Source organism: Luteimicrobium subarcticum (assembly GCF_002798015.1).
In the GTDB taxonomy this organism is placed as follows: Bacteria; Actinomycetota; Actinomycetes; order Actinomycetales; family Cellulomonadaceae; genus Luteimicrobium; species Luteimicrobium subarcticum.
Genome location: NZ_PGTZ01000014.1, coordinates 1 through 22,467 on the forward strand (window position 1 = coordinate 1; position 22,467 = coordinate 22,467).

Here is a 22,467-nt window from a genome sequence, read left to right on the forward strand (position 1 = left end):
GGCCGTCCAGCTCGTCCGTTCCTCCCTGCCGGGGCAACAACGAGTACGTTACACACCCCCCGACCCCACCGTCAAAACGCCCCGTCAGCGGGCCGCCCGGACCCGTCCGCCGCCACCGAGCAGTCGCCGGGCCGGCCTCGACGGTCCCCGGCGACGGGCCTCGCCGCCGCGCGCGGGTGCCCGGGACGGTTCGCTCCCGGCCTCCTCCGCTGACGCGAGCCAAAGCATTCACTCGAGCTCGAGAAAGACCTCGTCGCCCGGGCGCGCCTGGGCGAGCCGGTCCACGTCGTCCTCCCCCACCACGCCGAGCACGGGGTATCCGCCGGTCACGGGGTGGTCGGCGAGGAACACGATCGGCATCCCGTCCGGTGGGACCTGGACCGCTCCACGGACGACGCCTTCGGAGGGGTACTCGTCGTGGCGCCGACGCGGGACGGGCCGCCCGGTGAGACGGACGGCGGTCCGGTTGCTGTCCTGCCCGACGACGTAGGGCGCGGAGCGCAGGACGGCCGCGACGTCCTGCGCGAACCACTCGTCCCGTACACCGCGGGCGAGGCGCACGGACGCCGACGCGCTCCGAGCGCGCCCCGGGGTGGGGACCTGTGCGACGACCGGTCCGTCCGGCGACGGCACACCCACCGGGAGCAGGTCGCCGGTCCGCAACGGGTCAGGGCCCAGGCCTGAGAGCAGGTCCGTCGACCTCGAGCCGAGCACGGGCGGGACCGCGATACCGCCCCGGACGCCCACGTAGGTCCGCAGCCCGGTCGTCGGCAGACCGAGGACGAGCTCCTCGCCCGCCCGCGCCAGGAGGACGGCCCACGTCCCGACCGGCACTCCCCCGAGGTGCGCCGCGGCAGGCGCACCGGTGAGGACGAGCACGTGGTCGTCGAGGAACCGCACCCGGAGACCGCCGAGGGTCACCTCGATCGCGGCGGCGCCGTCCGGGTTGGCGAGCACCCGGTTCGCCAGCCGCAAGGCGCCCCGGTCGGCGGCACCGGAACGCGGCACGCCCCAGGCCGCGGCCCCGGTCCGACCCAGGTCCTCGACCAGGGCGAGCGGTCCGGGCGCCAGCACCTCGATCATCCGGGCCGCCGCCCCGCCGCGCCGCCCCGCGCCACCGAGCGGTGGTCGTCCACCGGGACGAAGCGGACCGGTCGCCCCGGCTCGACCAGCGCGGGCGGTACCCGCGCGACGTCGAAGAGCTCGAGCGCGGTACGCCCCAGCAGGCGCCACCCGCCGGGGCTCACCCGGGGATACACGGCCGTCATGCCGCCGGCCACGGCGACGGCGCCGGCCGGGACCTTCGCGCGCGGGGAGTCGAGGCGAGTCGCCACGATCCGCGGGTCGAGGCCGCGCAGGTACGCGAAACCCGGTGCGAACCCCACGAACGCCGCCATGTACGTCCGCGCCGCGTGCCGCGCCACGAGCTCGTCGACGGTCAGCTCAGAAGCCTGGGCCACGTCGACCAGGTCCGGGCCGTCGTAGACCGTCGGCACCTCGAGGACGTCGGGGCTCCCCGCGGCCCGCTCGACGGTCCGCGTCACCAGACCCGTCGGGGCACCTGTCGTCGCGCCCGCCGCGGGAGCCGATGTCACGGAGAGGAGCGCCGCGCGAGCCGCCGCGGCGACCGCCGCGACGTCCACGTCGGCCGCACGCCGACCGTCGGCGAAGATCACGAGGACCGTGCACGCGGCCGGGACGACGTCCGCGACCGGGAGGCCCGGGAGCGCGCGGACGGCCGCCGCGACGGCGACCACGCGCGCCGGGTCGTCGGAACCGACGTCGACCATGACCGCACCGGGGCCGAGGCGGCGCGCCGTGGCGTCCACCGCCGGTCCGCGGGTCACCGGGCGACCTGGACCGCCGGGCGGACCAGGACGCCGGTGTCGTCGAGCGCCGTGCGGACGGCACGCAGGACGTCCAGCGCGCCGGGCGTGTCCGAGTGCACGCACACGCTGTCGACGGCGGCGCGAACCGGCGAACCGTCCGAGGCGTCGACCACCCCGTCGGTCGCCAGACGCACCACGCGTGCCGCCACCAGCGTCGGGTCCGAGATCACGGCGCCGGGCCGGCCGCGCGGTACGAGCGTCCCGTCGGGCCGGTACCCGCGGTCGCCGAACGCCTCCGTGAGCTTGCGCACGCCCAGATCGGCCGCGAGGCGCAGCACCGCCGAGCCCGGGAGACCCATCAGCGGGAGGGTGGCACCGAGGTCGACGACCGCGTCGACCACCGCGGCCGCGTGCACCTCGTCGTGGACGATCCGGTTGTACAGCGCACCGTGCGGCTTGACGTAGGCGACCCGGGTCCCGGCCGCTCGGGCGCAGGCGTCCAGAGCACCCACCTGGTAGACGACGTCGTCGCGCAGCTCGGTCCGGGACGCGGCGACGTAGCGCCGGCCGAAGCCCACCAGGTCGCGGTACGCGACGTGCGCACCGACCGCGACGCCGCGCGCGGCCGCCGCCTCGCACACCCGGCGCAGCAGGCTCGGGTCGCCCGCGTGGAAGCCGCAGGCGACGTTCGCGCTCGAGACCAGGTCGAGGAGGGCGACGTCGTCGACCAGGCTCCACCGGCCGAAGCCCTCGCCCAGGTCCACGTTGAGGTCGACGACAGGTCCTTCGTGCTGTGCCACCCGCCCATCATGCCGGTCGCGGACCGTCGCGTCCGGTGCGACGGCGCGCGACCGGACGCCGGTAGGTTGGCCGCGTGACCGCTCCCGACCCGCAGCCCGTCGTCCGTCCTGCCACGACGGACGACCTGGAGGCCCTCGCCGACGTCGCCGCCGCGACCTTTCCGCTCGCGTGCCCGCCGGGCACCACGCCCGAGGACGTCGACGCGTTCGTCGCGGCGCACCTGAGCCGCGAGCGCTTCACCGCCTACCTCGGGGACGAGCGGCGGGACGTGCTCGTCGCCGTCGAGGGCGGCGGGGACGGTGGCGAACCCGGCACCGTCATCGGGTATGCCATGACCGTCGCCGGCGAGCCCGCGGACGCCGACGTCGGTCGCGCCGTCCGGGCCCGTCCCACGCTCGAGCTCAGCAAGCTCTACGTGCTGCCCGGCCACCACGGCGCCGGCGTGTCCGCCGAGCTGGTCGCTTCCGTCCTGGAGTGCGCGCAGGTGCGCGGGGTCGCATCCGTGTGGCTCGGCGTCAACCAGCTCAACGTGCGCGCCCAGCGGTTCTACACGAAGTCCGGGTTCGCGCGGGTGGGCACCAAGACGTTCCAGGTCGGCGACCAGCTCCACGACGACTACGTGATGGAGCGGGTCGTCCGGTGAGGGCGTTCACCGGCCTCCTGGCGTACCCCATCACCCCGCTGAGCGAGGACGGGGGCCCGGACCTCGACGGTGTGGTGGAGCTCGTCGGCCGGGCGGGTGCCGCCGGGGTCGACGCCGTGACCATGCTCGCGTCGAGCGGCGACGGGCGGGCGTTCGACACGGGTGAGCGCGACGCGGTCGTCCGCTCCGCCGTCGCCGCCGCGGGCCGCATGCCGGTGCACGTCGCCGTGAGCGCGGTGGGCACCCGCGAGGTGCTGGCCCACGCGCGTGCGGCCGAGAGCGCCGGTGCGAGCGGGCTGCTGTGCGCCCCCTTCGCGTACGCGCCGCTCCTCGACGACGAGGTGGTAGGGCTCGTCCGCGCGGTCGGTACCGTGTCGGCTCTCCCCCTGTGCTTCTACAACAAGCCCGTGCAGACGCAGTACGACGTGCCGGCGCGGGTGCTCGGGGAGCTGCACCACTCGACGACGCTCGTGGCCGTCAAGGACCCGGCGGCGACGGCCGCGCGACCGGGCGGACGCGTCGCCGCGCTGCACGCGAGGGTTCCCGGGCTCGTCGTCGGCCTGTCGGGGGACGCCGCGCTCGCCGGCACGGCCGAGCCGGCCGACGCCTGGCACACCGGGCTCGCGGCGCTCCTGCCTGCCGAGTACGCGGCGATGCGACGCGCGCGGGTCGCCGGTGATCCCGGGCCGGACGAGACCCGGTCGTGGCTGGCGTCGCTCGTCGCCGAGGTGCTGACCCTGCGGCCCGTCCCGGCGCTGCACGTCCTGGCGAACCTGCTGGGCGTCCCGACCGCGCCTCCGCGCGGGCCGTGGCTGCCGGCGACGGACGACCAGGTGGCGCGGCTCCGCGCGGTCGTCGAGCGGCGGCCCGTCGGCTGATCCGGTCGACGGGCGACAGCGTCGGTCAGGCGTCGGAGTCGGGGAGGACGGCCGACGGGCCGCCCTCGAGGAGTCGGACGAAGCCCTCCTCGTCGAGGATCGGCAGACCGAGGTCGCGTGCCTTGGCCTCCTTGGAGCCCGCGTTCTCGCCGACGACCACGAAGTCGGTCCGCTTCGAGACCGAACCCGCGGACTTGCCGCCGGCCGCGAGGATCGCCTCCTTCGCGCCGTCGCGCGTGAACCCTTCGAGGCCGCCCGTGACCACGACCGTCAGGCCCGCGAGCGGACCCGTCGGCTCGACGCCCGCCGCCGCGCGCTCGGCCATCGCCTGGGGGCCGGGGTGGCCCGGGGTCGCGAACCGCACGCCCGCCGCGCGCCACGAGTCGACGATCTCGACGTGCCAGTCCTCGGTGAACCAGCCGAGCAGCTCCTCGGCGATGACCGGGCCGACGCCCGCCACCGCGGACAGCTCCTCGAGCGAGGCGGCCCGGATCGCGTCGAGCGAGCCGAACCAGTCCGCGAGCGCCCGCGCGGCGACCGGACCCACGTGCCGGATGTTGAGGGACACGAGCTGGCGCCACAGGTCCTTGGTCTTGGCGCGCTCGAGCTCGTCGAGCAGGGTCTGCGCGTTCTTCGTGGGGCCGTAGACGGGGTGGTCCTTACGGACGCCGGCCGCACGCCGCTCCGCGGCGGTCATCGACTCGGTGCCGGGCGGGTAGGTCCTCTCGACGACGCGCTGGAACGGGCGCACCACCTTCGCCGTGAAGGACGCTCCGTCCGCGGTCTCCAGCTCGGCGCACTCGCCCACGCCGTCGTGCGGGCGCGGCAGACCCGTCTCGAGGTCGCGCACCACGACGCGGATGGGCAGGAGCTGGTCGAGCGTCAGGCCGAACAGACCGGCCTCCGTGACGAGCGGGGGCGTCGCCGGCTCGAGCGGCTGCGTCAGAGCCGCCGCCGTCACCTCGCCCAGCACCTCGACGTCCAGGCCGCCGCGCGAGCCGATGTGCTCGACCCGCCCGCGGACCTGCGCCGGGCACGACCTCGCGTTGGGGCAGCGCAGGTCGACGTCGCCCTCCTTCATGGGCCGCAGCGGCGTGCCGCACTCCGGGCACTCGGACGGCATGACGAAGTCGTGCCGCGGGTACCCGTCGTCGGCAGCGGCGAGGACTGGGCCGAGGATCTCCGGGATGACGTCGCCCGCCTTGCGGAGCACCACGACGTCCCCGACACGGACGCCCTTGGCGCGGACGACGTCCTGGTTGTGCAGCGTCGCCTGGCGCACCGTCGAGCCGGCGACGAGCACCGGCTCCATCACGGCATAAGGGGTGGCGCGGCCCGTACGCCCCACGCCGACCTGGATCGCGACCAGGCGGGTGTTGACCTCTTCCGGCGGGTACTTGTACGCGATCGCCCAGCGCGGCGCGCGGCTGGTCGTGCCGAGGCGCCGCTGGTCCGCCAGGGCGTCGACCTTGACGACGATCCCGTCGAGCTCGTGCTCGATCGAGTGCCGGTGGACACCGAAGTGCTCGATCATCGCGACGACGCCGGCGACGCCCGGCACGACGCGGTTGTGCGGCGACACGGGCAGGCCCCACGCGGCGAAGTGCTCGTAGGCGTCCGACTGGCGCTCGAGGACGGTCGTCTCGCCTGCGGTCCACTGCAGCGCGCCGAGACCGTGGACGTAGAGGCGCAGCGACTCGACCCGGGCGAGGCCCGCCTCGAGGTCGAGGCCCTCCTTCTTGTCGAGGAGCTGGCGCAGCCCGCCGGCCGCGGCGTTCCGGGCGTTCGCGAACGTCGGGAACCGGCGCTCCGCGGCCGTCCGGGCGCGGGGCTCGTCGAACGCGCGCGACCCCGCACGGTCACGCGCGTGGGCGAGCGCCCTGTCTCGCAGCTCGACCTGGAGCGCGTTGAGCCGCTCGAAGGACGCGGTCGGGATGAAGATCTCGCCGCGCACCTCCACGACCGCGGGGTGTCCCGTGCCCGCGAGCCGCTGCGGGACGTCCGCGATGCGCAGCGCGTTCACCGTCACGTCCTCGCCCGTGCGCCCGTCGCCCCGCGTGGCGGCACGCGTGAGCCGTCCGTCCTCGTACACCAGGGCGATCGCGAGACCGTCGATCTTCACCTCGGCCAGGTAGCCCACGTCGGCCGGGGCGCCGGGCGCCGCGTCAGGCCCGTCTGCACCCTCCGTGGTGCCGCCGGACAGGCCGAGGTCGCGCGCCACACGCGCGTCCCAGTCGCGCAGCTCGTCGACCGAGAAGACGTTGTCGAGCGACAGCATCTGCTCGAGGTGCTCGACGGTCGCGAAGCCGGCGGCCGCCCGGCCGCCCACGCGCTGCGTCGGGGACTCCGGGCTCGCGAGCGCCGGGTGCGCGTCCTCGAGCGCGGCCAGCTCGCGCATCCGCACGTCGTACTCCGCGTCGGACACGAGCGGCGCGTCGCTCTCGTAGTAGGCGCGCTGGTCGGCCTCCACCAGGTCGCGCAGCTCGGCCCAGCGGCGCTGAGCCGCCTGCTCGTCGAGCTCCGCGGGGGACAGAGGGGTCGCCGGAGTGGTCGTGTCGCTCACGGGTCCATCTTGGCGGACGTCGCCCACACGCGGACGACGAAGAGTCCCGTCCGTGTGCGGGACGGACGGGACGCGGTCCGCCCGCCCGCACGGCCGCCGTGGTCGCAGACCGCGTGCGCGAGCCGTGGCGTCGACGATCCCGCTGCTGTCGACCCGGCGCAGTACGTTGTGGGCGTGACCACGACACCCTCCGACGACCCGTACCGCTGGCTCGAGGACGTGGACGGGGAGCGTGCGCTCGCCTGGGTCCGCGAGCGCAACGCGCACGCCGAGTCCGTCCTCGCGGCCGACGACGACGCCCGACACCTCGAGGCCGAGATCCTCGCCGTCCTCGACTCCCCCGAGAAGATCCCCGACGTCTCCTGGATCGGCGGGCGCCTGTACAACCTGTGGCGCGACGAGGAGCACCCGCGCGGGCTGTTCCGCCGCACGACCCCCGCGTCGTACCGCACCGAGCACCCCGTCTGGGAGACCGTCCTCGACCTCGACGCCCTCGCGTCCGCAGAGGGCGAGAGCTGGGTCTGGCACGGTGCGAGCGTCCTGCGCCCGCACCACCGGCGTGCGCTCGTCGACCTCTCGCGCGGCGGGTCGGACGCCGACGTGACCCGCGAGCTCGACCTCGAGACGGGCGAGCTCGTCGCGCCCGAGGACGGCGGGTTCTACCGCCCGGAGGCGAAGGGCGGGCTCAGCTGGGTCGACGAGGACGCCGTGTTCGTCGCCACGGACTTCGGTCCCGAGCCGGACGGCACCCCCACCGTCACCGAGAGCGGGTACCCGCGCGTCGTCAAGCGGTGGCGGCGCGGCACACCGCTCGCCGACGCCGAGACGGTCTACGCGGGCGAGACGAGCGACCTGTACATCTCCGCGTACCGCACGCACGACCCGGGCTTCGAGCGCGAGTTCGTGTCCCGAGCCCTCGCGTTCTACCGCGCGGAGCTGTACTGGCTGTCGCCGGGCGGGCTGGTGCTCGTCGACGTGCCCGAGTCCGCCGAGGCGGCCGTCCGTCGCGAATGGCTGCTCGTCGAGCTGCGCGACCCCTGGGAGACGGGTGGCCGGACCTACGCGGCCGGCTCCCTGCTCGCCGCCCGGTTCGACGACTTCATGGCGGGATCCCGGGACCTGACCGCCCTCTTCGAGCCGACGCCGACGACGTCGCTGGCCGGCGCCACCTGGACGCGGCACCACCTCGTCGTGAACGTGCTCGAGGACGTCGTGAACCGGCTGCACGTGCTCACGCCGCCCGGTGCCGACGCACCCGCCGGCCAGGCGTGGGACCGACGGGACGTCGCGGGCCAGGTCGAGCTCGCTACCACAGGCGTCCGGGCGGTCGACGCCGTCGAGCGCGACGACGTCTGGCTCACCACCACCGGATACCTCACGCCGACCACCCTCGCGCTCCTCGACGTCGCCGCACCCGGTGCGGCCCCTGAGCCGCTCAAGGCCATGCCGTCGTTCTTCGACACCGCCGGGCTCACGGCGAGCCAGCACTTCGCGACGTCGGCCGACGGCACCCGCGTGCCGTACTTCCAGGTCGGCCGGCGCGACCTGCCCGCGGACGGCACCGCGCCCACGCTGCTCTACGGGTACGGCGGGTTCGAGATCTCGCTCACGCCCGGGTACTCCGGCACGCTCGGGCGCGCCTGGCTCGCACGCGGCGGCGTCTACGTCGTCGCGAACATCCGCGGCGGCGGCGAGTACGGGCCGGCGTGGCACCAGGCCGCGCTGCGCGAGAACCGGCACCGCGCCTACGAGGACTTCGCCGCCGTCGCACGCGACCTCGTGGACCGCGGGGTCACGACGCCCGACCACCTCGGCGTCCAGGGTGGCAGCAACGGCGGGCTGCTCACGGGGAACATGCTCACGCAGCACCCCGAGCTGTTCGGCGCGGTGGTCGTGCAGGTGCCGCTGCTCGACATGAAGCGGTACACGCACCTGCTCGCGGGGGCGTCCTGGGCCGCCGAGTACGGCGACCCCGACACGGACGACTGGGAGTTTCTCCGGACGTTCTCGCCCTACCACCTGCTCCGCGACGACGTCAGCTACCCGCCCGTCCTGTTCACGACGTCGACCCGCGACGACCGCGTCCACCCCGGCCACGCCCGCAAGATGGCCGCAGCGATGCTCGCCGCAGGCCACGACGTGACGTCCTACGAGAACATCGAGGGCGGTCACGGTGGGGCGGCGACCAACGCGCAGGCCGCGCACATGGCCGCCCTGGCGTACCGGTTCCTGCACGACCGGCTCGCCCAGGACTGACCGCCGGCTGACCGCGGCCGCTGCTCAGGCGGTCGCCGCGTCCCACCAGCGCAGCACCCGCAGCGCCTGCATCGTCAGCCACCGCGACGGCTCCCCCACGCCGTCCTCGACGCCGAACCACGTCCGCCCGCGCAGCTCGCGCTCGAGCGCCCAGCGGCCGTCGGGCCGCCGCTTGCCGCGCAGGACGTCGACCGCCCCGGCGAGCCGCGGGTCGGGTCGCGGGTCGGGCACGGCGTGCGACGCGCCGTCCGGCGCCGCGCGGTCCAGGGCCGCCGCGACCCGGAAGTGGTCCAGACCGCGCAGCACGTCGTGGTGGAAGCGCGCCGGGTGGTGCAGCAGCAGGTACGAGGGATCAGCCGGCTCGCCGGTGCTCGCGCGGCGGAACAGGCCGCGCGCGAGGAGGAACTCCTCGCCGCTGCGGCGCGCCGCACGCGTCGCAGCCGTCCCCCCAGTCGCCGCCTCGAAGGCTGCGAGGCCCTCGAGGACGTTGATCGTCGAGTCGAACGACGAGCGCACCGACCCCTCGGCCCGCTCGCAGTTCCATCCGCCGTCCGGCTGCACCTCGCCCGCGAGGCGCTCGGCCAGCGCCGACATGTCCACACCGAACCAGCAGCCGTCGGCGAGCGTCCGGCCGTTGATGCACTCCTCGACCTCGCCGTCCCAGAACGGCTGGTCGCCCTCGTCCCAGCGGGCGTTCGCTCCGACGAGCCGCACCGTGCGCCGCGCCGCGTCCGACGCCGGGTCGAGGCCCAGGTCGCGCAGGTCGTGGACCGCCCAGGCGGTCGCCGTCCACGGCTGGCCCTCGTCTTCCCACTGCCGGCGCGTGAAACCGCTCGGGAAGAACGCGCCGCCCGCCCACAGCCCGTCGTCGTCCTGGAGCGCCAGCAGGCGCGCGCCCCAACCCTCGGTCGCGACCCGCGCTCGCTCCGCGCGCCACACGTCCTCCGGGGCGTCGAGCAGGTCGCGCAGCACCTGCCAGCGCACCGCCGGGTCTCCCTCGAGCAGCCAGCCGACGACCTCGTCCGGTACGGGCGCGGGGGCGGTCACGACCAGCCCCGTGGGAGCGGACGTGCCGACGGACGACGCCGCACGATCCCCAGCGGCGGAGCCGTCCACGCGGCCAGGAGGAAGCACAGCGGGAGCTGCAGGGTCAGGACGCCGAGCAGCAGCGCCACCAGGCCGTACTGGACGGGCGACCGGGTCTCGTCGACGAACCCGTTGCCGAACGCCAGCAGGACGGTGACGACCCCGAACACGACCGTGCACAGGATCGCGACCGTCCACCGGGACTCGAGCGGCGTCGCCCAGAGCCACACCGTGACCAGCGCACCCACGACGAACGGCAGGACGAACGACGACGCGAGGAACCAGTCGTCCGCGAACGCCACCCACCGCGCAGGGGCGATCCCGAAGAACCCGCCGCCCGTGAGCGGGAACCCTTCGCGCCACCGGGTGAGGACGGCGGCGCCGCCCCCCAGCAACCAGGGGCCGAACGCGACGAGGGCGGCGAACAGCACGATGCGCAGCGCGCGCGGCAGGCCGCCGGTGGGCTCGTGCCCCGTCGACACCATGGGCATAGCGTCCCCCGGTGCCGCTGCCTGCGCCTGCGGAACGCCCGGCCTCACCCGTCGGCCCGCTCCGCGACGACCGCCGCGACGCGGACGAGGGTCGCCAGGTCGCCGCGCGCATCCTGCAGCGACCGTGCCGTCGGCGACGGGACGGGCCCGGCGAGCGAGGGCGCGCTCTCGGTGGCGCGCACCACGACGTCCGCGAGACCGGCGAGCGGCAGCCCGACCCGGCGCCACGGCACCGTGAGCGCGTCCGCGACGCGTCCCACGTCCGGCCCCGCGCACTGCGACACCACCGCGCGCGGCAGGCCGGCCCAGAACGTCCGGCCGCGCTCGACGAGCCGCGCGACCGTCTCCCAGGTCCGTTCGTCCCACCGGCCGACGTCGAGCCCCACACCGTCTGCGCCGGCGAGCACCGCGGGCGCGACGCCCGTCCATGCCGCGCCGACGTGCACGGCCGACGTCGCGCCCGCGGCCGCGACCGCGCCCAGTACCGGGCGCAGACCCTCGACGAGGTCGGGCCCGGGCACGGCCCGCAGGCGCGCATAGCCGGAGAAGGTCGGCAGCGCCCCGGCGCCCACCGGGGCGAGCAGCGGCTCCTCGACCTGCACGACGACGTCGACCACCCCGGGCACCTGGGCACGGACGTCCGCGACGAGCTCGCGGACACCTGCTCCGAGCGCCTCCGCGACCTCGGCGGCCGCGCCCCGGTCCGCGAGGACGCGGTCGCCGCGCGCCAGGTACAGGGTCGCGGCCGTCGTCCACGGGCCGAGGACCGACAGGGTCAACGGGCCGTCGTAGCCGTGGGCCGCGACGGACAACGCCGTGAGGTCGTCGCGCAGCGCGTGCCGAGCGCGCCGCTGGTCGGCGCCCGGTCGGTCGGCCAGCTTCCAGCCGTGGGGGCCGAGCTCGACGGCCAGCTCGCCGAGCAGTGCGGCGGTGCGGCCGACCGCGTCGGAGCCCGCTCCGCGCGCCGGGAGCTGGACGACGAACGGCAGCCCGTCGACCCCGAACGGCGTGTCGACCAGGTGCTCGAGGACGGCGAGCTGCGCGTCGAGCGGCTCCGTCCCGGGGAACGGGCCGCCACCGGTGACGCGGGTCATGCGGTGCGGGCCGGCGCGGTGCGGGCCGGTGCGCGTCGGGCCGACGCGACGGTCGCCTGGCCGAGCACGCGCGTCCCGGAGTACACGACGAGGGACTGGCCGGCGGCGACGCCGCGCAGGCGCTCGCCCGTGAGCTCGCACTCGAGCGCGGGGGCGGTGCCGGCGGCGTGACCTGACCGGACGCGGACGCGCGCCGGGACCGGCGCGCCGTGCGCCCGGACCTGGACCTCCGCGTCGAGCCAGTCGTCCGCGGGGACGTCCGCGGCGAGCCACACCGTGCGCTCCCCCGCGATCTCGTCGACCGTGAGCAGCTCGGCCGGTCCGACGACGACCGTGTTCGTCGCAGGCTGCACGTCGAGCACGTAGCGGGGCCGGCCGTCGGGCGCGGGCCGGTCGATCTTCAGACCCTTGCGCTGGCCGACCGTGAACGCGTAGGCGCCCTCGTGCTCGCCGAGCACCTCGCCGTCGGGCGTGACGATCTCACCGGGCCGCTCGCCGAGCCGGTCGCGCAGGAAGCCGGGGGTGTCCCCGTCGGCGACGAAGCAGATGTCGTAGGAGTCGGGCTTCGCGGAGACCGACAGGCCGCGCTCCGCCGCAGCCGCGCGGACCTCCGCCTTCGACGCGAACCCGCCGAGCGGGAACATCGCCCGGGCGAGGCGCCCGGGACCCATCACCGCGAGGACGTAGGACTGGTCCTTCTCGGTGTTCGGCGACCGGTGCAGCTCGTGGACCGTCCCGCCCGCGGCCTCACGGGCGACCAGCCGTGCGTAGTGACCCGTCGCGACGGCATCGAAGCCCAGCGCGGTCGCCTTGTCGAGCAGCGCCTCGAACTTGATGTGCTCGTTGCAGCGCACGCACGGGTTGGGCGTGCGGCCCGCCTCGTACTCGGACAGGAAGTCCGCGACGACCGTCTCCTCGAACCGCTCCGACAGGTCCCAGACGTAGTACGGGATGCCGAGGACGTCGGCCGCGCGGCGTGCGTCGCCCGCGTCCTCGATCGAGCAGCAGCCGCGCGAGCCGGTGCGGAACTGGTCGCGGCTGCGCGACAGCGCCATGTGGACGCCCACGACCTCGTGGCCGGCCTCGACCGCGAGCGCGGCCGCGACCGCCGAGTCCACGCCGCCCGACATGGCGGCCAGGACGCGCATCACAGCCCCCCGGCCGACACGAGACCCGCGGCACGGGCACGCTCGACGACGCCCGGGAGGACGTCGAGCACGAGGTCGACCTCCTCGTCGGTGCTCGTCGCGCCCAGCGAGAACCGCAGCGCACCCCGCGCGTCACGCTCGGGGACGCCCATCGCGAGCAGGACGTGCGAGGGCCGCGGGACGCCCGCCTGGCAGGCCGAGCCCGTCGAGACCTCGACGCCCGCGGAGTCCAGGAGGTAGAGCAGGGAGTCGCCCTCGCAGCCCGGGAAGGTCAGGTGCGCGTTGCCCGGCAGGCGGGCGGCGGTGCCGTCCGCGGCGAGCGACAGGTCGGCCGGTCCGCGCAGCACCGCGTCGGGGACCCGCTCGAGGACGCCCGCGACGAGCCGGTCGCGCAGCGCGGCAAGCCGTAGCGCCCGCTCGGGCCGGGCCGCCACCGCGTCCTCGACGGCGACGGAGAACGCACGGATCCCGGCGACGTCCAGGGTGCCGGAGCGCACGCCGCGCTCCTGCCCGCCGCCGTGCAGCACCGGGGTCAGGTCGAGGTCGCGGCGCGCGACGAGGGCGCCCGTGCCGACCGGGCCGCCCAGCTTGTGGCCCGTGACCGTCATCGCGTCGAGGCCCGACGCCGCGAAGTCGACGGGCAGCTGCCCGGCCGCCTGGACGGCGTCGGCGTGCACAGGGACGCCGTGCCGGTGCGCGAGCTGGACGACGTCGCGCACCGGCTCGACGGTCCCTACCTCGTTGTTCGTCCACATGACGGAGACGAGCGCTGTCTCGTCCGCGTGCGCTGCGAGCTCCTCCCGGAGGGCGTCGAGGTCCAGAACCCCTGCGGCGTCGACGGGCAGCAGCACGATCTCGGCGCCCGCGTGCTCGGCCATCCAGAACGCAGGGTCCAGCACCGCGTGGTGCTCGACCGCGGACACGAGGATGCGTCGGCGCTCGGGGTGGGCCGTCCGGCGCCCCCAGAACATGCCCTTGACGGCGAGGTTGTCGGCCTCCGTGCCTCCGCCCGTCAGGACGACCTCCGACGGGCGCGCGCCCAGCGCGGCGCCGAGGCGCTCGCGCGACTCCTCGACCGTGCGCCGGGCGCCGCGTCCGGCGGTGTGCAGCGACGACGGGTTGCCGACGCGCGCCAGCTCCTCGGTCATCGCCGCGAGGGCCGCCGGGGACACCGGCGTCGTCGCGGCATGGTCGAGGTAGGCACGGGTCACGGCACCAGTCTACGAACCGCGCCGCGACGCTTCGGTCCGGCCTGTGTCGGAGGCGGCGTGCACGATGGCTCCATGACCGACGTCGCGGTGATCTTCCTCCCGTCGTGGCCGCCCGAGCGGCTGCTGCCCGTCGCACGTGCCGCGGAGGCGGCCGGCGTGCAGGAGCTGTGGCTCTGGGAGGACTGCTTCAAGGAGGCGGGGATCGGTGCGGCGGGCGCGGTCCTCGGGGCGACCGAGCGGCTGCGCGTGGGCATCGGCGTCCTTCCTGTGCCCCTGCGCAACGTCGCGCTGACCGCGATGGAGGTCGCGACGCTCGCGCGCGCGTTCCCCGGACGCCTGGTGCCGGGCGTCGGGCACGGCGTCCAGGAGTGGATGGGCCAGGTCGGCGCGCGCGTGCCGTCGCCGCTGAGCCTGCTGCGCGAGCACCTGACCGCGCTGCGCGCCCTGCTGGCCGGCGAGCGTGTCACCGTCGACGGACGCTACGTCCACCTCGACGACGTCGCGCTCGACTGGCCCCCGACGACCGTGCCCCCGGTGCTCTCCGCCGCGACCGGCCCCCGCACGCTCGAGCTCGTCGGGCAGGTCGCCGACGGGGTGGTGCTCACCGGCGACCACTCCCCGGGCTCGGTGCGGCGGCTGCGCGACGCGGTGGAGGACGCGTGGCGGGCCGCGGGCCGCGCCGGCTCGCCGCACGTGGTCGTGAACGTCGCGACCGTCACCGGGCCGGGTGCGCGGGAACGTCTGGCGAAGGCGACCGACGGCCCCGACGCCGACCTCGAGGCCGGCGCGGGCGCCGCCGGCGACGTGACCCAGATGGTCGAGGCGCTGGCCCGCTACGTCGACGCGGGTGCCGACACGCTCGCCCTGACGCCCGCGATGGACATGCCCGCGGAGGACGCCGAGGAGTTCGTGCGCTTCGTCGGCGAGGAGGTCGCGCCGCTGCTCGGCCGGTAGTCCGGGGCTACCCCGCCCGACTGTGGTCGGTCTGGCCGCTCTGGTCGGTCTGACCGTCGACGTCGTGGCCGTGCCACAGGTCGTCGCACGGGACCTCGAGCACACGCCGCGTCACGAGGTACGGCCGGGCGCCGACGTCGCCCGCGACCGAGGCGAGCAGGGGCGCCCAGTGCGCGCGACCGATCAGCACGGGGTGGCCCGGGCGTCCGCCGTAGGTGGCCTGGCGCAGGCAGCCGGGCGTCGCACCCGCGACGACGCGCCCGACCGCCTCGGCGGCCAGGTCGGGGACGTCGACGGTCGCGACGACGACCGCGCGGGTCGCCGCCCCGAGCCGCCCGCCCGGGTCGAGGCCCACCGCGGACAGCGACGTCAGCGCCCGGCGCAGCGACGCCGACACGCCGTCGGGCCAGTCCGGCACGTGCACGACCTGCGCCCACCCGGGGACGAGCGCGGCCGCCTCGTCGCGCCCCGCGCCGAGGGCCACGACCACCCGGTCCGCTCCCCCGCCGCGCAGCGCCCGGGCCACGCGCTCGACCCACGGCGTCCCGTCCGCTGTGCGCGCGAGCGCCTTCGGGCCACCGAACCGGGTCCCGGCACCGGCGGCCAGCACCACCCCGACCACCGCGCCCGCCGCCCGGCTCACGCGCTGACCTTCCGTCCGCGCACGTACACGGCCTCGATCGACGCCTCCCGCATGCCCAGGAGCAGGGTGAACAGCGTCTGGGCGGTCGCCTCGACCGGGTCGTCCGACCGGACGCCGTGGCGCAGCGCCCGCGCGAGCGTGGGCTGCCGGTCGGGGTCGACGAGCACCAGGTCGGCCTCCTTGCCGACGTCGAGGTTGCCCGTGAGGTGCTCCTGGTCGAGGGCACGCGACCCGGCGAGCGTCGCGAGGAACAACAGCTCGGCGGGCTCGATCGCGACGCCGGCCTCGCCCTGCTCGCTCATGTGGACCTTGAAGCAGTCCGACGCGACCCGTGGCAGCAGCCACTCGTCGCCCGCCCCGACGTCCGACGCGAGCGCGACGTGCACGCCCGACGCGGCCGTCCGGCGCCACGGCATCGTGCCGGACCCGAGGAACAGCTGGGACGTCGGGCAGTGCGCGATCGACGAGCCGGTCTCCGCGAGCCGGGCGAGCTCGCCGTCCTCGCAGTGGACCCCGTGCGCGAACACGCTGCGACGCCCCAGCAGACCGGGACGCCGCGGCACGTCCGGGCCGTGGTGGCCGCCGTCGTACGCGTCGAGGTAGCGCGCGACGCCGAACTGCTCGCGCACCGCAGCGCACTCGCCCCACGGTCCGCCGTCGTTCTCCGACAGGTGCGTGTGCACGTAGACGCCGCGGCGCGACACGTCGGCGTAGAGGTCGCCGAGCGCGTCGAGCGTGCGTGGCGTGACCGACAGCGCGAAGCGCGGGACGAGCGCGACCTGCAGCATCGCGTCCCGCTCGGCCGTCCCGGGCCGGGGGTCGACGCCGTGCCAGCGCTCGATCTCGACGCGGGCCAGGCCGCTCACGGCGTCCTCGCTCGTGAGCAGCGGCTTGGCGGAGTCCGGGCCGACGGTCTGGATGCCGCGCCCCGAGACGGTCCGCAGACCGTGCTCCAGGCTCTGGGAGAAGAGGGCGTCCTGCGCGTGCAGGAACGCCGACCCGAAGACCATCGCGGACGTCGTGCCGGCCGCGACCCGCTGCTCGCAGAAGTCCGTCGCGATGCGGTCGGCCACCTCGGGGTCCTGGAGCCGCGCCTCGGCCGGGAAGATGCAGCGCTCGAGCCAGTCGAGGAGCTGTCCGCCGCCGTACGCGTCGACGGAGTACGTCTGCGCGAGGTGCAGGTGCGTGTCGACGAAGCCCGGCAGGACGAACCCCGTCCGGCGCCGCGGCCGCGCGGCGTGCTCGGCTGGCAGGTCCGCCCGGTGCCCCACCCAGCCCACGCGGCCCGAGCCGTCGACCGCGACCGCGCCGTCGGGCAGCGACACCAGGGCGTCGTGCACCTCGGGGGGAGCCGGGCTGCCCGACACGTGGAGCACGTGACCCTCGACCACGAGCCCGTCCACGGGGCCGTCCACCGGCCCCGGACCACTCTTCTGCTGCACGGTGCGCACCCCTTCCCGGGGAGCCCGCCACCGGTCCGCTCCCGCCTGCGCGCCACGGTAGACGCGTCGTGTTACGCGCCGATGCCGTTTCGCGCCCGGTTCGTTACGCCCGGGAAACGCCGCCGGTGGACGGCCGGAAACACGGGCTGCCTAGCGTCTGGCACGTCGACCACGGCAGCCCCTGGGCCCTGCCGGTTCGGCCCTCACCCGTGGCCTGCGGCACCCGCAGCCCACCGACAGACAGGAGTGCCCGGTGCAGAACACCCTCCGTTCCCGCCGTTCCCACCGTTCCCGCGTGCTCGCCCTGACCTCCGTGGTCGCCGGCGCGGCGCTCGCCCTGAGCGCCTGCTCGAACTCGTCCGACGACGACGCCGCGGCCGGCGGCAGCACGGCCTCCGGGCCCGCGGACTACGGCGACCTCGCCGTCCAGCTCTCCTGGATCAAGAACTCCGAGTTCCTCGGCGAGTACATGGCCGACACGAACGGCTACTACAAGGACGCCGGCTTCTCGAAGGTCAACCTCGTCGCGGGCCCGTCGACCGGCGTCGCCGAGCTCGTCTCGAAGAAGGCCGACGTCGCCCTCTCGGACGCGGTGTCCGTCGGGACGGCCGTGGCCAACGAGGACGCGCCCGTGAAGATCATCGGGACGACCTACCAGAAGAACCCTTTCACGGTCCTGTCCCTCAAGGACGGCGCGAACATCTCCACGCCGCAGGACCTCGTCGGCAAGAAGATCGGCGTGCAGGACTCGAACCTGTCGCTCTTCCAGGCGCTGCTCGCGGCCAACGGGATCGACAAGAGCAAGGTCACGGTCGTGCCCGTGCAGTACGACCCGTCGGTGCTCACGAACGGCGAGGTCGACGGGTACATCGCGTACCTGACGAACGAGTCGATCATCGTCGAGAACGAGGGTCACGCCGTCACGAACCTGCCGTTCGCGGACAACGGCCTGCCGTTCGTCGCCGAGACCTTCACGGTCACCGACGACTCGATCAAGAACGACCGGGCCGAGCTCGAGGCGTTCCTCACGGCCGAGATCAAGGGCTGGAAGGACGCGCTCAAGGACCCCGCCGGCGCGATCGCGGTCGACCAGAAGTCGTACGGGCAGGACCTCAAGCTCGACGCGAAGACCGAGGCCCAGTCGGCCGACGCGCAGGCGAAGCTCATCGAGTCGGACGACACCACGACCAACGGCCTGTTCACGATCTCCGACGAGCTGCAGCAGGAGACCCTGAAGTCGCTCGAGGGCGCCGGCCTCAAGCTCGAGGCGTCCGACCTGTTCGACATGTCGCTGCTCGACGACGTCTACAAGGCTCACCCGGAGCTGAAGGGCTGACATGACGACCGACGTCACCACCGGTGCCCAGGGCGTGACCGCCCTGGGCACCGGGGTCCAGATCTCCGGGCTGTCGAAGGTCTTCAGCATGGGCGCCGGGGGGCGTCGCAGCGTGACGGCCCTGCAGGACACCGACCTGCACACCGAGCAGGGCAGCTTCCTGGCCCTGCTCGGCCCGTCGGGCTGCGGCAAGTCGACGATCCTGCGGATCCTCGCCGGGCTCGAGAAGCCGACCAGCGGCACCATCCGCGTCGACGGGAAGTCGCCGACCGAGCTCCGCAGCGGCCACGAGCTCGGCATCGCGTTCCAGGACTCCGCGCTCCTGCCGTGGCGCAGCGTCCTCGCGAACGTCCGGCTGCCGTTCGAGGTGGCCGGCGTGCCCGTCGACCACGCGTACGTGCGCGAGCTCATCGCGCTCGTCGGGCTCGAGGGCTTCGAGAAGGCGAAGCCGGCGCAGCTGTCCGGCGGCATGCGGCAGCGCGTCTCGATCGCCCGCGCGCTCGTCCTCAAGCCGTCCGTGCTGCTCCTCGACGAGCCGTTCGGCGCGCTCGACGACATGACCCGGCAGCGGCTCAACCTCGAGCTGCTGCGCATCTGGACCGAGAAGCCCGCGACCACCCTGCTCGTCACGCACGGCATCTCGGAGGCGATCTTCCTGTCCGACCAGGTGGCCGTCATGAGCCCCCGGCCGGGCCGCGTCAAGGAGGTCATGACGATCGACCTGCCGCGCCCCCGCCTGCCCGAGATGCAGCGCACCCCGGAGTTCCACGCGTACGTCGACCAGGCGTCGGAGCTGCTGTTCGGCACCGCGGAGGACGCGTGAGCGCCGCCGCCGAGCCCGGCCCGGTCCGGCCGGCCGCCGGAACGCCCGGACCGCGCGAGCGGCGCCACCTGCCGCCGTGGGCCGTCGGGCTGCTCGGCGCCGTCGCGCTCGTCGCGGTCTGGTGGATCGGCGCGCTCACCGTGTTCGCGGACGTCGGTCCCGGGCACGCGCAGGCCATCCCGACGCCGTGGCAGGTCGTCCAGCAGTGGGCGGACGACGGCTGGGAGTTCTACCGCCGCAACTTCCAGGTCACGCTCGCCGAGGCCGGCCTCGGGTTCCTGTGGGGCAACGGCGCGGCGCTCGTCCTGTCGGCGCTCGTGCTCGTCGTCCCGCGGCTCGAAGGGGCCGTCACGCAGATCGCGATCATCACGTACTGCGTGCCGATCGTCGCGATCGGGATCCTCGTGAGCATCATCATCCCCGCGCCCGAGGTCGGTCACCCCGCCGGGACCGCCGTGTTCCTCGCCGCGCTGAGCTGCTTCTTCACGACCGTCGTCGGGACGCTGCTCGGGCTCAAGGCGGCCGACCGGTCGTCGCTCGACGTCGTCGCCGTCCTCGGCGGCGGACGCCTGCGCCAGCTCGTCAAGGTCCGGCTGGTCGCCGCCCTGCCGTCCGTGCTCACGGCGCTGCAGATCGCCGTGCCCGCCGCGTTCCTCGGCGCGATCCTCGGCGAGTACCTCGGCGGCGTGGACGTCGGGATCGGCCCCGCGATGACCAACGCGCAGAACACCCTGAACGCCGCGCGCGTCTGGGGCCTGGCCCTGGCGTCCGGCGCCGTCGCGATGATCGGGTACCTGCTCCTGGGCCTCGTCGCCCGGTTCGTGACCCCCTGGACCCGCGGGAGGACCGCATGAGCAGCTCCGCCACCTACGAGCTCGCGCTCGTGCGGCGCCGCGTGCGGCGCCAGGCCGCCCGGTCCGTCCTCGGGGCCGTCGGACGCAGCCTCCTGACGTTCGTCCTCACCGTCGCCCTCGTCCTCGTGATCTGGTGGGGCGTCCTCGCGGTGTTCCACGTCGACCCGTTCGTCGCGAAGAGCCCCGCCGACGTGTGGGAGTACCTCGTGACGTCACCGCGGGCCGCCGAGCACCGGGCGGACGTGCTCGACCCGCTCGGCACCACGCTCGTCGACGCGCTCATCGGGTTCACCGCCGGCCTCCTCGCCGCCCTGGTCGGAGCCACCGTCTTCCAGCTCTCGAAGGGCGTGGAGAACGCGCTCATGCCCGTCGCGATGCTCCTGCGGTCCGTGCCGCTCATCGCCATGGCGCCCGTGATCATCATGATCTTCGGGCGCGGGACGGCCGTCGTCGCCGTGATCGGCGGGATCGTGGTGCTCTTCCCCGCGCTGGTGACCATCGCGTACGGGCTCAAGCAGGCGCCGCCCGCGTCGACCGACCTCGTGCACGTCTACGGCGGCGGGTCGTGGTCCGCGCTGCGCAAGGTCGCCCTGCCCGCGTCGCTGCCCTCGTTCTTCGCCGCCGTCCGCATCTCGGTGCCCGGCGCGATCACGGGAGCCCTGCTCGCCGAGTGGCTCGCCACCGGGACGGGCATCGGCCACGCCGTGAGCGAGGCCAAGACCCAGGTCCAGTTCTCGTTCCTGTGGTCGTCGGTCGTGGTCGTCACCGCCGTCTCGCTCGTGCTCTACAACCTCGTCGCCCTGCTCGAGAGCATCGCGCTCGCTCGCGCCGGCATGAAGCAGACGCAGGTCTGATGCTCGAGCTCGCCGCCCCGGTCCTCGAGCGTCTCCGACGCGGCGAGCCCGTCGTCGTCGCGACCGTCGTGGGGGTCCACGGCAGCGCACCGCGGCCGGTCGGGGCGGCGATGCTCGTCGACGCGTCCGGGGCCGTCGTCGGGTCCGTGTCGGGTGGGTGCGTCGAGGCGGCCGTCCACCAGGCGGCGTGCGAGATGCTGGCGACCGTCACCGGGCCGGGCGCGGGGCGAGCGCCCGAGCAGGGCGCCGGGCAGGTGTGCGGGTTCGGGTACGACGACGAGCTCGCCTGGACCGTCGGGCTCTCGTGCGGCGGGCAGGTCGACGTCGCCCTGACCCCCCTGGGGGTCACCGGTCCCGTCGACCCGGGCGTCGTCCGGGCCTTCGAGCTCGCGGCCGCGGGAGAGGCGGCCGCGGTGGACGTCGTCGTGCGCGGGCCGGGAGCCGGAACCGTCCGGTCCGCGCACGCGACGGACGTCCCCACCCCGGGCGACGCCGTGCGCGTCGCCGTCGAGGCGGCGCCGCGGTGCGTCGTCGTCGGCGCCGCGGACGTCGCCGGGGCCGTGTCCGAGCTCGCGGCGTTCGCCGGCTTCCGCGTGACCGTGGTCGACGCCCGGGCCACGTTCGCGACGCCCGCACGGTTCCCGGCCGCGTCGGAGATCGTCGTCCGGTGGCCGCACGACCACCTGCGCGCCGAGCAGGACGCGGGCCGGCTGGACGCGCGGACCGTCGTCGTCGTCCTCACGCACGACGCACGGTTCGACGTCCCCGCGATCGAGGCGGCGCTCCGGTCGGACGCCGGGTTCGTCGGGGCGCTGGGGGCGCGCGCGACGTGCGCGCGGCGCCGCGACGCGCTCCTCCGGGCCGGTCTGACCGCCGCCGAGCTCGACCGGTTGCACGCCCCCCTCGGCCTCGACCTCGGCGGCCGGTCCCCGCAGGAGACGGCCGTGTCCGTGCTCGCGGAGGTCGTCGCCTGGCAGCACGGCCGCTCGGGAGAGCCGCTGCGGGAGACGTCGGGCGCCCTGCACGGCGCGGTCCCGGAGGCCGCGCGCTAGGGTCGGACGATGAAGCCGTCATCGCCGACCGAGCTCACGTCACCCGTGCTGTTCCTCGCCGACCACGCGGCGGTCGAGAGCGGCAAGCTGTACGTCAACGGCGGGTGCTGGAACCGCCTGACGTTCCCCGACTTCCCCGCGAGCGTCACCTTCAGCGTGGTCGCCGTCATCCTCGTGCCGTGGCGCGACACGTCCTCGCACGAGTTCACCGTCCGGTTCGAGGACCCCGACGGCAGCCCGCTCGGCGCCGTGCTGAGCGGTGAGCTGACCGCCGGCACCCCCGACGACGCCCACGCCGGCGACCCCACGCTCGTCCCTATCACGGCCGTGATCGACCACTTCACGGTCGAGCGGCCCGGCGACTACACCGTCGTCCTGGAGGTCGACGGCGAGCGCAAGAACGACTGGTCGTTCCGGGTGCTGCACCTCGTCGAGGACGACGGCCACGGCGGCGCGTTCCCCGACCCCAGCGACCCGACGAACCTGCCGTTCGGCTGACCGCCCCGCGC

At 75.1% G+C, this 22,467-nt stretch carries 21 protein-coding genes; 10 read left to right on the top strand and 11 right to left on the bottom strand.

Annotation, left to right across the window (positions count from 1 at the left end; translation table 11 throughout):
- Positions 1-228 precede the first annotated feature (228 nt).
- Genes CLV34_RS15660 through CLV34_RS15670 form a run of 3 tightly spaced genes read right to left on the bottom strand, consistent with a single transcriptional unit; the run spans position 229 to position 2,629 of the window.
- Positions 229-1,083 (bottom strand): 5-oxoprolinase subunit C family protein, encoded by an 855-nt coding sequence (locus tag CLV34_RS15660; RefSeq protein ID WP_100351256.1) that lies wholly within the window; start codon positions 1,081-1,083, stop codon positions 229-231.
- Positions 1,080-1,847: a 5-oxoprolinase subunit B family protein gene (locus CLV34_RS15665; RefSeq protein ID WP_245859298.1), complete on the bottom strand. Its 768-nt coding sequence runs from the start codon at positions 1,845-1,847 to the stop codon at positions 1,080-1,082. The genes CLV34_RS15660 and CLV34_RS15665 overlap by 4 nt, the downstream gene beginning before the upstream one ends.
- On the bottom strand, positions 1,844-2,629 hold the full coding sequence (locus tag CLV34_RS15670; protein WP_100351257.1) for a LamB/YcsF family protein: 786 nt from the start codon (positions 2,627-2,629) through the stop codon (positions 1,844-1,846). The genes CLV34_RS15665 and CLV34_RS15670 overlap by 4 nt, the downstream gene beginning before the upstream one ends.
- Before the next feature lie 74 nt (positions 2,630-2,703).
- Between CLV34_RS15670 and CLV34_RS15675 the strand changes: the two genes are divergently transcribed.
- Both CLV34_RS15675 and CLV34_RS15680 read left to right on the top strand, forming a co-directional pair.
- Positions 2,704-3,273 carry a GNAT family N-acetyltransferase gene (locus CLV34_RS15675; protein WP_100351258.1) on the top strand — a complete coding sequence of 190 codons (570 nt, stop codon included), beginning with the start codon at positions 2,704-2,706 and terminating at the stop codon, positions 3,271-3,273.
- Positions 3,270-4,151 (top strand): dihydrodipicolinate synthase family protein, encoded by an 882-nt coding sequence (locus CLV34_RS15680; protein ID WP_100351259.1) that lies wholly within the window; start codon positions 3,270-3,272, stop codon positions 4,149-4,151. Before CLV34_RS15675 ends, CLV34_RS15680 begins: the two co-directional genes overlap by 4 nt.
- Positions 4,152-4,176: 25 nt before the next feature.
- Here the strand turns inward: CLV34_RS15680 and ligA are convergent, their stop codons facing one another.
- The gene (ligA, locus tag CLV34_RS15685; protein WP_100351260.1) at positions 4,177-6,714 is read right to left on the bottom strand and encodes an NAD-dependent DNA ligase LigA; all 2,538 of its coding nucleotides are present in this window, start codon (positions 6,712-6,714) and stop codon (positions 4,177-4,179) included.
- Between the two features lie 174 nt (positions 6,715-6,888).
- On the opposite strand from ligA, the gene CLV34_RS15690 reads away from it, so the two are divergent.
- Entirely contained in the window at positions 6,889-8,970 is a 2,082-nt protein-coding gene (locus CLV34_RS15690) for a prolyl oligopeptidase family serine peptidase (protein ID WP_245859299.1), read from the top strand.
- Between the two features lie 24 nt (positions 8,971-8,994).
- On the opposite strand, the gene CLV34_RS15695 is transcribed toward CLV34_RS15690, so the two are convergent.
- Genes CLV34_RS15695 through CLV34_RS15715 form a run of 5 tightly spaced genes read right to left on the bottom strand, consistent with a single transcriptional unit; the run spans position 8,995 to position 14,000 of the window.
- A complete protein-coding gene (locus CLV34_RS15695) occupies positions 8,995-10,017 on the bottom strand; it encodes a squalene cyclase (protein WP_100351341.1) in 1,023 nt (340 codons plus the stop codon).
- Positions 10,014-10,541: a hypothetical protein gene (locus tag CLV34_RS15700; protein ID WP_100351261.1), complete on the bottom strand. Its 528-nt coding sequence runs from the start codon at positions 10,539-10,541 to the stop codon at positions 10,014-10,016. The genes CLV34_RS15695 and CLV34_RS15700 overlap by 4 nt, the downstream gene beginning before the upstream one ends.
- A 50-nt stretch (positions 10,542-10,591) precedes the next feature.
- A complete protein-coding gene (locus CLV34_RS15705) occupies positions 10,592-11,641 on the bottom strand; it encodes a uroporphyrinogen decarboxylase/cobalamine-independent methonine synthase family protein (protein ID WP_100351262.1) in 1,050 nt (349 codons plus the stop codon).
- Positions 11,638-12,789 carry a tRNA 2-thiouridine(34) synthase MnmA gene (gene mnmA, locus CLV34_RS15710; protein ID WP_100351263.1) on the bottom strand — a complete coding sequence of 384 codons (1,152 nt, stop codon included), beginning with the start codon at positions 12,787-12,789 and terminating at the stop codon, positions 11,638-11,640. Before mnmA ends, CLV34_RS15705 begins: the two co-directional genes overlap by 4 nt.
- A complete protein-coding gene (locus CLV34_RS15715) occupies positions 12,789-14,000 on the bottom strand; it encodes a cysteine desulfurase family protein (protein ID WP_100351264.1) in 1,212 nt (403 codons plus the stop codon). Before CLV34_RS15715 ends, mnmA begins: the two co-directional genes overlap by 1 nt.
- 72 nt (positions 14,001-14,072) lie before the next feature.
- Here CLV34_RS15715 and CLV34_RS15720 point away from each other — a divergent pair, with 72 nt between their 5' ends.
- Positions 14,073-14,954, top strand: coding sequence for an LLM class flavin-dependent oxidoreductase (locus CLV34_RS15720; protein ID WP_245859300.1), 882 nt, complete (start codon positions 14,073-14,075; stop codon positions 14,952-14,954).
- Between the two features lie 7 nt (positions 14,955-14,961).
- Here the strand turns inward: CLV34_RS15720 and CLV34_RS15725 are convergent, their stop codons facing one another.
- The gene (locus CLV34_RS15725) at positions 14,962-15,597 is read right to left on the bottom strand and encodes a nucleotidyltransferase family protein (protein WP_100351265.1); all 636 of its coding nucleotides are present in this window, start codon (positions 15,595-15,597) and stop codon (positions 14,962-14,964) included.
- Complete coding sequence (locus CLV34_RS15730) at positions 15,594-17,039, bottom strand: amidohydrolase family protein (RefSeq protein ID WP_245859301.1); 1,446 nt, start codon at positions 17,037-17,039, stop codon at positions 15,594-15,596. The genes CLV34_RS15725 and CLV34_RS15730 overlap by 4 nt, the downstream gene beginning before the upstream one ends.
- Positions 17,040-17,334: 295 nt before the next feature.
- Here CLV34_RS15730 and CLV34_RS15735 point away from each other — a divergent pair, with 295 nt between their 5' ends.
- The 6 genes from CLV34_RS15735 to CLV34_RS15760 are packed head-to-tail and all read left to right on the top strand — an operon-like array spanning position 17,335 to position 22,456.
- Positions 17,335-18,375, top strand: coding sequence for an ABC transporter substrate-binding protein (locus CLV34_RS15735; RefSeq protein ID WP_100351266.1), 1,041 nt, complete (start codon positions 17,335-17,337; stop codon positions 18,373-18,375).
- Between the two features lies 1 nt (position 18,376).
- Positions 18,377-19,198, top strand: coding sequence for an ABC transporter ATP-binding protein (locus tag CLV34_RS15740; protein WP_100351267.1), 822 nt, complete (start codon positions 18,377-18,379; stop codon positions 19,196-19,198).
- Positions 19,195-20,052, top strand: coding sequence for an ABC transporter permease (locus CLV34_RS15745; protein ID WP_245859302.1), 858 nt, complete (start codon positions 19,195-19,197; stop codon positions 20,050-20,052). The genes CLV34_RS15740 and CLV34_RS15745 overlap by 4 nt, the downstream gene beginning before the upstream one ends.
- Positions 20,049-20,906: an ABC transporter permease gene (locus CLV34_RS15750; RefSeq protein ID WP_100351268.1), complete on the top strand. Its 858-nt coding sequence runs from the start codon at positions 20,049-20,051 to the stop codon at positions 20,904-20,906. The genes CLV34_RS15745 and CLV34_RS15750 overlap by 4 nt, the downstream gene beginning before the upstream one ends.
- Entirely contained in the window at positions 20,906-21,958 is a 1,053-nt protein-coding gene (locus tag CLV34_RS15755; protein WP_100351269.1) for an XdhC family protein, read from the top strand. Before CLV34_RS15750 ends, CLV34_RS15755 begins: the two co-directional genes overlap by 1 nt.
- Positions 21,959-21,967: 9 nt before the next feature.
- Positions 21,968-22,456, top strand: a complete 489-nt coding sequence (locus CLV34_RS15760; RefSeq protein ID WP_100351270.1) for a DUF6941 family protein — start codon at positions 21,968-21,970, stop codon at positions 22,454-22,456.
- Positions 22,457-22,467: the final 11 nt, after the last annotated feature.

What these genes read in the sequence shown, in the direction of transcription:
- CLV34_RS15660 (WP_100351256.1), bottom strand. Translation starts at nt 1,083, where the DNA reads ATGATCGAGGTGCTGGCGCCCGGACCGCTCGCCCTGGTCGAGGACCTG.
- CLV34_RS15700 (WP_100351261.1), bottom strand. Translation starts at nt 10,541, where the DNA reads ATGGTGTCGACGGGGCACGAGCCCACCGGCGGCCTGCCGCGCGCGCTG.
- CLV34_RS15705 (WP_100351262.1), bottom strand. Translation starts at nt 11,641, where the DNA reads ATGACCCGCGTCACCGGTGGCGGCCCGTTCCCCGGGACGGAGCCGCTC.
- mnmA (WP_100351263.1), bottom strand. Translation starts at nt 12,789, where the DNA reads ATGCGCGTCCTGGCCGCCATGTCGGGCGGCGTGGACTCGGCGGTCGCG.
- CLV34_RS15720 (WP_245859300.1), top strand. Translation starts at nt 14,073, where the DNA reads ATGACCGACGTCGCGGTGATCTTCCTCCCGTCGTGGCCGCCCGAGCGG.
- CLV34_RS15740 (WP_100351267.1), top strand. Translation starts at nt 18,377, where the DNA reads ATGACGACCGACGTCACCACCGGTGCCCAGGGCGTGACCGCCCTGGGC.
- CLV34_RS15750 (WP_100351268.1), top strand. Translation starts at nt 20,049, where the DNA reads ATGAGCAGCTCCGCCACCTACGAGCTCGCGCTCGTGCGGCGCCGCGTG.
- CLV34_RS15755 (WP_100351269.1), top strand. Translation starts at nt 20,906, where the DNA reads ATGCTCGAGCTCGCCGCCCCGGTCCTCGAGCGTCTCCGACGCGGCGAG.
- CLV34_RS15760 (WP_100351270.1), top strand. Translation starts at nt 21,968, where the DNA reads ATGAAGCCGTCATCGCCGACCGAGCTCACGTCACCCGTGCTGTTCCTC.